This window comes from Micromonospora sp. NPDC005806 (genome assembly GCF_042871425.1).
Lineage (GTDB): Bacteria > Actinomycetota > Actinomycetes > Mycobacteriales > Micromonosporaceae > Micromonospora.
The window spans coordinates 172,493-181,746 of record NZ_JBIAIL010000012.1 but is presented as its reverse complement, the minus strand read 5'-3'; the positions used below and the strand labels follow the sequence as shown (position 1 = coordinate 181,746).

Genomic DNA, 9,254 nt, shown 5'->3' with positions numbered 1-9,254 from the left:
TCTGAAGTTATGTCCACAACGTACAGACGATCACGCGGTGGCCGCCTCGCGTCCACCCCTCACCGCCAGCGACATCTCAAACGGCGGCTGCCGTATTAGGAGCCCGTGAGTGCACGTCAGCATGGCGACCAGCGCCGGTAGGGCCGGCCAGCCGAACGAGGACTTCGTCGGCGCTGTTCCCGGCGCTGCCGTGCTGCTGGACGGCGCCGGCATCCCGGGAACCGAGTCGGTCTGCTCCCACGGTGTCGCCTGGTATACGCACCGTCTCGGCGGCGCGCTGCTCGGCCGGTTGTCGCGGGAGGACGGGCGCGACCTCGCGGCGATCCTCGCCGCCGCGATCGACGAGATAGCTGCCGATCATCGCGGCACCTGCGACATCACGAACCCCAGCAGCCCGCAGGCGACCGTGGTGATCGTCCGCGCCCACCGGGGCCGCCTGGATTATCTCCTGCTCGCCGACTCCTTCCTCGTCCTCGACCAGGTCAGCCGTGGCCCGCAGGTCATCACCGACGAGCGTGAGGTCACCACCAGGCGCCTCTGCTCAGCGTCCCTGGACGGCGTTCCCATGGGAACCCCGGAGTACGACCGCATCCGAGAGTCCTGCGTCGAGGCGCTGCGGGCTCGCCGGAACCAGCCGGGCGGCTACTGGATCGCCAAGGATGATCCGCACGCGGCGGAGGAAGCGGTAACCGGCAGCCGGCCCCTTCATGACCTGGACAGCGTCGCGCTGCTCAGCAATGGCGCCAGCCGTATCGTCAGCCCGTACGGCCTGACCGACTGGCCCGGCGTACTGGAACTGCTCGACGCCAACGGGCCGGCCGATATCATCCGCCGCGTCCGGCAGGCCGAAGCCCGCACCGCCGGCGGCCCCGATGCTCGGGTCCCCGACGATGCCACGGTTGCCCACTGCACCCACCTGCCGCGCGTCGAGGTCGGCGAACCCGATGCCCGCCGAATCTGACGACCCACGATGGATAGGGCTCACTGCTGGGGCGCTGCCCCAGCGGTGCCTCCGGACGTGACCTCGGCGAGCCGGGCGGTGAGGAACTCCCGCTCGGCGTCGTTGTCGACCAGCGTCAGCGCGGCCCGGTAGGCGTCGGCCGCCTCCTCGGGCCGGTCGAGGCGGCGGAGCAGGTCGGCGCGGATCGCCGGGAGGTAGTGGTAGCCGGCCAGCCGGGCATCCTCCGCCAGGGCGTCGACCTCGGCGAGGGCGGCCGACGGACCGTCCACCATCGACACCGCCACCGCGCGGTTGAGCGTGACCACCGGGGACGGCCAGCGTTTCAGCAGCTCGTCGTAGAGGCGGACGATCTGCGGCCAGTCCGTCGCGGCGTAGCTGGGGGCGACCGCGTGCAGCGAGGCGATGGCGGCCTGGAGGGCGTACCGGCCGACCCGGCCGGTGCGGAACGCGCCGAGGACCAGGCGGTTGCCCTCCTCGATGGCGGCCCGGTCCCAGACCGAGCGATCCTGCTCCTCCAGCCGCAACAAGCGACCGTCAAGATCGGTGCGGGTGGTCCGGCGGGCGTCGGTGAGCAGCAGCAGGGCGAGCAGCCCGCGTACCTCCGGCTCGTCGGGCATCAGGGCCAGCAGCATCCGGGTCAGGTGCAGGGCCCGCTCGACCAGGTCGGCGCGGACCAGGTCGGCGCCGGTCGGCGCGGTGTGCCCGGCGGTGAAGAGCAGATGGATCACGGTGAGCACCGCGTCCAGCCGCTCGGGCAGTTCGGCGGCCTCCGGCACCCGGTACGGGATCCGGGCGGCGGTGATCTTCTTCTTGGCCCGGGTGACCCGGGCGGCCATCGTGGTCTCGGAGACCAGGAACGCCCGCGCGATGTCGCCGGTGGCCACCCCGCACACCAGGCGCAGGGTCAGCGCCACCTGAGCCTCCCGGGCCAGCGCCGGATGGCAGCAGGTGAAGACCAACCGCAGCCGGTCGTCGGGCACCGCGTCCGCGCCGGGCTCCGCCGGGGCCTCCGCCTCCGCCGGCTCCACCAGCAGCGGCATCTTCGACCGGAACACCTTGTCCCGGCGCAGCACGTCGAGGGCCTTGCGTTTCGCGGTGGCGGTCAGCCGGGCGCCGGGCTTGTCGGGTACGCCGTCGCGCGCCCAGGCCGCCAGCGCGGCCAGGTACGCGTCCTGCACACACTCCTCGGCTACGTCGAGGTCACCGGCGACGCGCGCCGTCGCGGCGAGCACGAAGGCCCACTCGCGACGGTGCGCGTCCGCCACGGCGCGTTCCGCCGCGGCCGTACCGGTGCCGGTCACTCGGCCGGGGGCGCGAAGAGCGGCCGGACCTCGACCCCGCCGTCGATGGTGGCCGGGTTCAGCTTGGCGATCTCCAGGGCCACGTCCAGGTCGGGCGCCTCCAGGATGAAGAACCCGGCGACGACCTCCTTGGCCTCGATGAACGGGCCATCGGTGATCAGGTCGCCGCGGACCGCCGTGGCGGTGGTGCTGGGCTGGAGCGCGAACCCCGTGACGATCTTCCCGCCCAGCTCGGTGACCTGGGCCGGGTACCGGTCCAGCAACGCCACGTAGTCGGGCGTCAGCTCCATCGGGTCGGCCGGCGCGGGCGAGTAGATCAGGACTGCGTACTGGGCCATCGGGCTCTCCTCAGGTTGTCGTTTCCTTCTTCTGCCTCACCGACGGACGGGAACGGCCGGATTCGACAGCGGTCCGCGGAAAATTCTGCCCGGCGTCACGCGGGAGGGAAGTCCCGCATCCGGCGCAGTGGCGAGCAGACCACGAACAGCGCCGCACTCCACATCCCCAGCACGCACACGAGCAGCGCCGGGCGCAGCCCGAGCCGGCTGCCGAGCGTGCCACCGAGCAGGGCGCCGAGCGGGATCACGCCGTAGCAGATCCACAGGAACGCGGCGTTGACCCGGCCCAGCAGTCGGGCCGGGGTGACCCGCTGCCGGTAGGACATGGCCGCCACGTTGAACAGCACCGCGTTGGCCGCGAACGCCGCCGTGCCGACGCCGTAGAGCAGGGCGCCCCAGCCGGGCCGCGCCAGCGGCATCAGCAGGTAGAGCGGGCCGGGCACGGCCATCGACACCCAGATGGTCCGGGCGCCGCCGAGCAGCGCGGTCAACCGTCCGGCCAGCACGCCGGCCAGCAGGCCGCCGACCGAACCCAGGCTGAACAGGAGCCCGATCGTGACCGGCGAGGCGTGGAGCACCCGCAGCAGGTATGGCACCTCGATGGCGCGGGTGGCGATGACGAAGAAGTTCGACGTCGCGGTGCAGGCGAGCACCAGGGCGAGAATCCGCTGTCGCCGGATGAAGCCCAGCCCCTCGGTCAGCGCCGCTCGGACCGGCACCCGACCGTCCGCCTGCGGCCCCGGCCGGTGCCGGACCAGGAACAGCGTGAGCGCGCTGGCGACGAAGCTGAGACCGTCGGCGACGAAGGTCCGGGCCGCACCGAGCAACCCGACGAGCATGCCGCCGGCGCTCGGCCCGGCCAACTGGGCGAGGTTCTCGCTCACCTCCAGTCGAGCGTTGGCCGAGGTCAGGTCACCCACCGGCACGAGCGCGGGCAGCAGGCTCCGGTACGCCACGGTGAACGCCACGGTCAGCACGCCGCAGAGGCCGACCACCGCGTACAGGAAGGTCAGGGTGAGGTGGCCGACCAGGGCGACCACCGGCACCGACAGCAGCAGCGCCGCGCGGCCCAGGTCACAGCCGATCATCAGCCGCCGCTGGTCGACCCGGTCGGCCAGGATCCCGGCCGGCAGCGAGAAGATCAGGTACGGCAGCCAGGCGAGGACCGTCAGCAGCGAGACCTGGAAGACGCTGGCGTCGAGGACGTCCGCCGCCAGCAGCGGCACCGCCACCCCAGAGATCCGGGTGCCGACCTCGCTGACCGTCTGGCCGCTCCACAGCAGCAGGAAGTTCCGGCTCCGCCAGAGCGAGGTGGGGGTCGTGGTCCTGTCCTGCGTCAGCTGTTCGGTCACTGCTCGGCCTGTCCATCGGGGTCGGGGTGGCGCGACCCGGCACGGTAGCCCGTCGCCCGGCCGGCCGGCACCGCATTTCCGCGGGCACGATCCGCGGCCGCGGGGCACCGCTCGCTGTTCGAGCGGCCGGAGCCGTGCGTCGCGTACCTGACCCGGGTGGGGGCGCGGGGGCCCCGGTCGGCGACTAGGGTTGCCGCCCATGACCGAACCGGGCTGGCTGACCGAGACCCGCGCCGCGTACGACACCGTCGCGGTGGACTACGCGCGGCTGATCCCCGACGTGCTGGAGGGCCCGCTCGACCGGGGCATGCTGACCGCGTTCGCCGAGCTGGTCGGGCCCGGCCGGCCGGTGCTGGAGGTGGGCTGCGGCACCGGCCGGATCACGGCTCACCTGCGCGACCTCGGGCTGGACATCTCCGGCGTCGACCTGTCACCCGGGATGATCGAGGTGGCCCGCCGCGCGTACCCGCAGCTGCGCTTCGAGATCGGTTCGATGACCGAGCTGACGGCGCCCGACGCCGGTCTCGCCGGCCTCGTCGCCTGGTACTCGATCATCCACCTGCCGCCGGAGCTGCTGCCCGGCGTGTTCGCCGGGTTCCACCGGGTGCTCGCTCCCGGCGGTCACCTGCTGCTCGCCGTCAAGGCGGGCGACCGTCGGATCCGCCTGGAGCAGGCATACGGCCACACCGTCTCGTACGACGTGCACTGGCTGCCGCCGGACCGGCTCGCCGGCCAGCTCGCCGAGGCCGGGCTGGCCGTGCACGCCACGCTGGTCCGCGAGCCGGAGGGCTTCGACCGGGGACCGCAGGCGTTCCTGCTGGCCACCCGGCCCGTCGACTGACCCGGCCGGCGCCGGCCCGACCCCGTGCCCGGGCCGGCGACGGCCGCGTGGTCAGCGCGTGCGGGCCATGGATACCTGCTCGGCGATCGCCACGACCTGGTCGGCGGTCAGTCGCAGCGGCGCCTGGAGGTTGACCACCGCGCCACCGGGCACCTCGGTCTGCAGGAACCAGAACTCGCTGGCCCGGATCAGCCGGCCGTCCCGCCCGCCGACGCGCACCGGGCGCTCCTCCTGCGCCCCCATCACCTGGTGGAACAGGTCCGGGTCGCGTCTCTCGACCACCTGCACGCTGAGCGTCTCGTCCGGCGAGTCGCCCCGCAGGGTGAGGATGGTGTCGTCCTTGAAGGAGGCCAGCGTCCAGCCCCGGGGAGCGAGCCGGACCCGCAGCGGCACCGGCTGGGGCTGGTCCACCACGCTCGCGGCCAGCCTCAGCACGGCCGCCTCGCTGGCCAGCCTGCCGTTGCCGACCAGCGACATCCACTGCCCCGGAGCCCGCTCCCACATCACCTCGACCGTGTGCGGGCTGCCGGGCAGGCGGACGTCGTACAGTTCGGCCGGCCGGCCGCCGACGGCCACCCGGCGCGACGCGACTCCCCCGTCCGGCGGCTCATGGTCGTAGACGCTGAGGTAGACGTCGCTGACGCCGTCGTGACCCAGGTAGACGGCGAGGAACCGGCCCGGCTCGTAGCTGAGTGTGGGAGCCGCCAGGGTGGCGGGCCGGGGCCGCAGGGCCACGGGGAACTCGGGCGTCTTCATCGCGGCCAGGACGACATCCGGCGTCCCCGCCGGCTGGCCGCCCGGTCGTACCCCGCCGCTCCCGCCGCCCAGGCCGACGGCGGTCGCGCCAGCCGCGGCCACCAGCGTGGCGGCGGCCGCCACCAGCAGCGTCCGGCGCCGGGCCGGTACGCCGCTGCGCTGGCTCGGGGGAGTGGCGAACTCGGCGGCCAGCCGGCCCCGCGCCGCGTCCAGTGTCTCCGGGGGTGCCTCCGGCGCGTCCGGTCCGTACGTCCGGAGCAGGGTGATCTCGTTCATGTCGGCTCCTCGGTGATGAGGGCGGGGTCCAGGGCGATTCGGGTGAGCCGGCGGGCCCGGTGCAGCCGGGAGCGGACGGTGCCGACCGGCACGTCGAGGACGGCCGCGATCTCCTCGTACGACAGGTCGACCCAGGCGGTGAGCAGCAGCACGTCCCGGTCCCGCCGGTGCAGCGTGGCGAGCGCGGCGGCCAGGTCCCGGCGCACGGCGCGGGCGTCCAGCCGGTCGATCACGTCCTCCACCGGAGCCGGCGGCTCCTCGGTGGTGGCGAGCCGGGCCAGCGCCCGGTACCTCCGTTCCTCCGCCCGTACGTGATGGCGCAGCAGGTTGGTGGCGATCCCGAACAGCCAGGGCCGCACCCCGACAATGGGCCGGTACGCGGCGCGCCGCCGGAAAGCGACCAGGAACGTCTCGGCCAGCAGGTCGTCGGCCGGCGGGCCGATCCGGCGGGCGAGGTAGCGGTGGACGGCGGCGGCGTGCCGGTCGAACAGCGGCGCGAACCGCTCCGGATCGGTGGTGGAGGCCCGGATGAGGTCGACGTCTGACGGTTCCGTGCCGTCGGCCTCGTCCCGTCCCGGCGGTCCGACGGAAGGCTGTCCCCGTTCGTGGGCCTGGGCCCGGCGCAAGATGGTCACATCCGTTTCATGCCCGGTCGCTGGGGGCGGGTTCACGGTCGCCCGGCGACCTACCGGTAGTGTCCATGATCAACGGCAGGATCCGGCGGAAGGAACCGCGTGAGCATCGCCCTGTACACCCTCGGCGGCACGATCGCCATGGCCGGCACCCGGGCCGGGGGAGTGGTCAACCGGCTCACCGGCGCCGACCTCACCGCCGCCGTCCCCGGGCTCGCCGAGATCCCGCTCGACGTCCGGGACGTCGAGGCGGTGCCGAGCGCCGCCCTGTCGTACCGGCAGATCCTGGACCTGGTCGACGCGGCGGGCGCGGCGGTGGCCGCCGGGGCGACCGGCGCGGTGGTCACCCAGGGCACCGACACCCTGGAGGAGACCGCCTTCCTCGCCGACCTGGTCTGGCCGCACCCGGCGCCCCTGGTGATCACCGGCGCGATGCGCAACCCCACCCTCGCCGGGCCGGACGGCCCGGCGAACCTGCTCGCCGCCGCCCGGGTGGCCGCCGCGCCGGCCGCGCGGGACCTCGGCGTCCTGGTGGCGATCAACGACGAGATCCACGCCGCGCGGTTCGTCCGCAAGACCCACAGCACCAGTACGGCCACCTTCGCCTCGCCCAACGCCGGGCCGCTCGGCCACGTGATCGAGGGCGAGGTACGCCTGCTCACCCGGCCGCCCCGGCACGCCCCGCTGCCGCCGGTGGACGCCGACCGGCTGGCCGCCACCCGCGTGGCGCTGCACACCGTCACCCTCGACGACGACCCGGCGCGGCTCGACGCGCTCGCCCGCGACCTGGACGGGCTGGTGGTGGCCGGCTTCGGGGTCGGTCACGTGCCGCCGACGTTCGCCCCGGTGCTCGGCGCGCTCGCCGAGCGGATGCCGGTGGTGCTGACCTCGCGCACCGGTGCGGGGTCGGTGCTGCGGAACACGTACGGCGCGGTCGGCTCGGAGACCGACCTGCGGCGGCGCGGCCTGGTCTGGGGCGGGCTGCTCGACCCGTACAAGGCGAAGGTGTTGCTTCGGCTCCTGCTGGCCGGCGGCACCGACCGGGCGGGAATCGCCGAGGCGTTCGCCCGGCACGGCTGACCCGCACCGTCGGCAAGGGCCCTCCTTACACTCGCCCGGTGACCGGAGAGCGACGACCCCTGGCCGACCGGCCGCTGACCGAGCCGCACCCGTCCCGGCTGTCGCCCGACCATCCGGACCGGGTGCGGATCCTGGCCGCGCACGCCGCCGCGCTGGCCGCCGGGGAGGCCGGCTACCTGGATCCGGCGACCGGTCTCTTCGTGCTCAGCGCCGGCTTCCTGGCTCGCCGCGGCACCTGCTGCGGGCGAGGCTGCCGCCACTGCCCGTACGTGGACGACTGAGGGCTTCCCTCCCACGCGGGCACCCCGTACGGTGTCCGACGGACATCCGGCGGGGACCCGCCGATGAGGACGAAGGGGTGAGCGTGCGGGCGTGGATCTGGCTCAGCGGCGCGACCGTGGTGCTGACCGCCGGCTGCGCCTCGGAGGCGCCGGTCGTGGTGCCGGCGGCGGAACCGGCGGCGGTCGAGGTGGCGGCGGCCTCCTCCGGCGGGGCGTGCCGACTGCTCGACTTCGGGGTGATCGCCCAGCAAACCGGCGGGAAGTTCGACGTCGCCGCCGCGGTGGACAAGGGCGACACGCACACCTGCGTGGTCCGCGCCGAGCGGGCCCTGCTGCCGGAGTTGACCCTCAGCGTCACGGACACGTCGATCGACACGACGACCTTCACGCTGGACGTGCTGCCCCGGGGCGCGAAGAAGATCACCAAGCTGGGGAAGATCGCCTACCGGCAGACGCTGCCGAAGACCGCCAAGGTCGGGCCGGCGGCCGAGGTGGGCTGGCTCGCCACCGAGGGGCGGCTGGTCACCCTGCGCTGGACCTGCCCGAAGGGCACCGACGAGGCGGAGGCGGAGAAGGTGGGTGGGCGGCTGGTCACCCTGGCCAAGGCGCTGGACACCCGCCGGCTCTGACCGGCGGGTCAGCGGCGCTGACCGGTCGGGGTCAGCGGGCGGCGACGAACACCCGGGAGGCCACCTCGCGGGGCAGCCGGACCCGGTCACCGGAGCGGTCGATCGAGACGCCGTCGCGCTCCTGCGCCACCGTCACCGTGGCGCCCGGGTCGACGCCGGCCGCGTGCAGCTGCCGGAGCACGTCCGCGTCGGTCTGCACACTCTCGCAGATCCGCCGGACCACGACCTGGCCGGACAGGCCCGGGAAGGCCAGGTTGCGCTCGCCCTCCGCCGGCTCGGTCTCGGCCTTCCCCGCTTCGCCCAGCTCCTCCAGACCGGGGATCGGGTTGCCGTACGGCGAGCGGGTCGGGCGGTTGAGCAGGTCGTAGACCCGCTTCTCCACCGCGTCGCTCATCACGTGCTCCCACCGGCAGGCCTCCTCGTGGGCCTCCTCGTAGGGCATCCCGATCACGTTCACCAGCAGCAGCTCGGCCAGCCGGTGCTTGCGCATCACGGCGACCGCGGTGCCGCGGCCCAGCGGGGTGAGCGACAGGTGCCGGTCGCCCTCGACGGTGAGCAGGCCGTCCCGCTCCATCCGGGCGACGGTCTGGCTGACGGTGGGACCGCTCTGCTTGAGCCGCTCCGCGATCCGGGCGCGCAGCGGCGGCACACCCTCCTCCTCCAGCTCGAGGATGGTGCGCAGGTACATCTCGGTCGTGTCGACGAGTGAGTGGCTGTTTATCTTTATCACCTGTCAGCGCAGAACGTACCGGAGGCTTCAGTGTCTCACGACCGACCGACGATCGACCACCGCGAACCCCGGGGGGT

General features: G+C 73.8%; 11 protein-coding genes. 5 read left to right on the top strand and 6 right to left on the bottom strand.

Annotated elements, in window-relative coordinates:
- Nucleotides 1–190: 190 nt before the first annotated feature.
- Nucleotides 191–961, top strand: a complete 771-nt coding sequence (locus ACFYOS_RS15815; protein WP_387141065.1) for a hypothetical protein — start codon at nucleotides 191–193, stop codon at nucleotides 959–961.
- A 20-nt stretch (nucleotides 962–981) separates the two neighbouring features.
- On the opposite strand, the gene ACFYOS_RS15810 is transcribed toward ACFYOS_RS15815, so the two are convergent.
- The 3 genes from ACFYOS_RS15810 to ACFYOS_RS15800 form a co-directional block, all read right to left on the bottom strand.
- Nucleotides 982–2,193: an RNA polymerase sigma factor gene (locus ACFYOS_RS15810; RefSeq protein WP_387141107.1), complete on the bottom strand. Its 1,212-nt coding sequence runs from the start codon at nucleotides 2,191–2,193 to the stop codon at nucleotides 982–984.
- A 65-nt stretch (nucleotides 2,194–2,258) separates the two neighbouring features.
- Nucleotides 2,259–2,600: a YciI family protein gene (locus ACFYOS_RS15805; protein WP_387141063.1), complete on the bottom strand. Its 342-nt coding sequence runs from the start codon at nucleotides 2,598–2,600 to the stop codon at nucleotides 2,259–2,261.
- Between the two features lie 95 nt (nucleotides 2,601–2,695).
- Nucleotides 2,696–3,952 carry an MFS transporter gene (locus ACFYOS_RS15800; protein WP_387141060.1) on the bottom strand — a complete coding sequence of 419 codons (1,257 nt, stop codon included), beginning with the start codon at nucleotides 3,950–3,952 and terminating at the stop codon, nucleotides 2,696–2,698.
- Between the two features lie 199 nt (nucleotides 3,953–4,151).
- On the opposite strand from ACFYOS_RS15800, the gene ACFYOS_RS15795 reads away from it, so the two are divergent.
- On the top strand, nucleotides 4,152–4,793 hold the full coding sequence (locus tag ACFYOS_RS15795; RefSeq protein WP_387141057.1) for a class I SAM-dependent DNA methyltransferase: 642 nt from the start codon (nucleotides 4,152–4,154) through the stop codon (nucleotides 4,791–4,793).
- 51 nt (nucleotides 4,794–4,844) lie between these two features.
- Here ACFYOS_RS15795 and ACFYOS_RS15790 read toward each other — a convergent pair whose 3' ends face one another.
- Together ACFYOS_RS15790 and ACFYOS_RS15785 are read right to left on the bottom strand one after the other, a co-directional pair.
- The gene (locus ACFYOS_RS15790) at nucleotides 4,845–5,825 is read right to left on the bottom strand and encodes a hypothetical protein (RefSeq protein WP_387141054.1); all 981 of its coding nucleotides are present in this window, start codon (nucleotides 5,823–5,825) and stop codon (nucleotides 4,845–4,847) included.
- Nucleotides 5,822–6,355 (bottom strand): RNA polymerase sigma factor, encoded by a 534-nt coding sequence (locus tag ACFYOS_RS15785; RefSeq protein WP_387141104.1) that lies wholly within the window; start codon nucleotides 6,353–6,355, stop codon nucleotides 5,822–5,824. The genes ACFYOS_RS15790 and ACFYOS_RS15785 overlap by 4 nt, the downstream gene beginning before the upstream one ends.
- 204 nt (nucleotides 6,356–6,559) lie before the next feature.
- Here ACFYOS_RS15785 and ACFYOS_RS15780 point away from each other — a divergent pair, with 204 nt between their 5' ends.
- From ACFYOS_RS15780 to ACFYOS_RS15770, 3 genes are all read left to right on the top strand, one after another.
- Nucleotides 6,560–7,537: an asparaginase gene (locus ACFYOS_RS15780; RefSeq protein ID WP_387141051.1), complete on the top strand. Its 978-nt coding sequence runs from the start codon at nucleotides 6,560–6,562 to the stop codon at nucleotides 7,535–7,537.
- A 38-nt stretch (nucleotides 7,538–7,575) separates the two neighbouring features.
- Entirely contained in the window at nucleotides 7,576–7,818 is a 243-nt protein-coding gene (locus ACFYOS_RS15775; protein ID WP_387141048.1) for a DUF5522 domain-containing protein, read from the top strand.
- Nucleotides 7,819–7,895: 77 nt separating this feature from the next.
- Nucleotides 7,896–8,447 carry a hypothetical protein gene (locus ACFYOS_RS15770; protein WP_387141044.1) on the top strand — a complete coding sequence of 184 codons (552 nt, stop codon included), beginning with the start codon at nucleotides 7,896–7,898 and terminating at the stop codon, nucleotides 8,445–8,447.
- 31 nt (nucleotides 8,448–8,478) lie between these two features.
- On the opposite strand, the gene ACFYOS_RS15765 is transcribed toward ACFYOS_RS15770, so the two are convergent.
- The gene (locus ACFYOS_RS15765; RefSeq protein ID WP_387141041.1) at nucleotides 8,479–9,177 is read right to left on the bottom strand and encodes a metal-dependent transcriptional regulator; all 699 of its coding nucleotides are present in this window, start codon (nucleotides 9,175–9,177) and stop codon (nucleotides 8,479–8,481) included.
- Between the last annotated feature and the right edge of the window lie 77 nt (nucleotides 9,178–9,254).

Coding starts and splice junctions, on each gene's coding strand:
- ACFYOS_RS15805 (WP_387141063.1), bottom strand. CDS start 2,600: ATGGCCCAGTACGCAGTCCTGATCTACTCGCCCGCGCCGGCCGACCCG.
- ACFYOS_RS15795 (WP_387141057.1), top strand. CDS start 4,152: ATGACCGAACCGGGCTGGCTGACCGAGACCCGCGCCGCGTACGACACC.
- ACFYOS_RS15790 (WP_387141054.1), bottom strand. CDS start 5,825: ATGAACGAGATCACCCTGCTCCGGACGTACGGACCGGACGCGCCGGAG.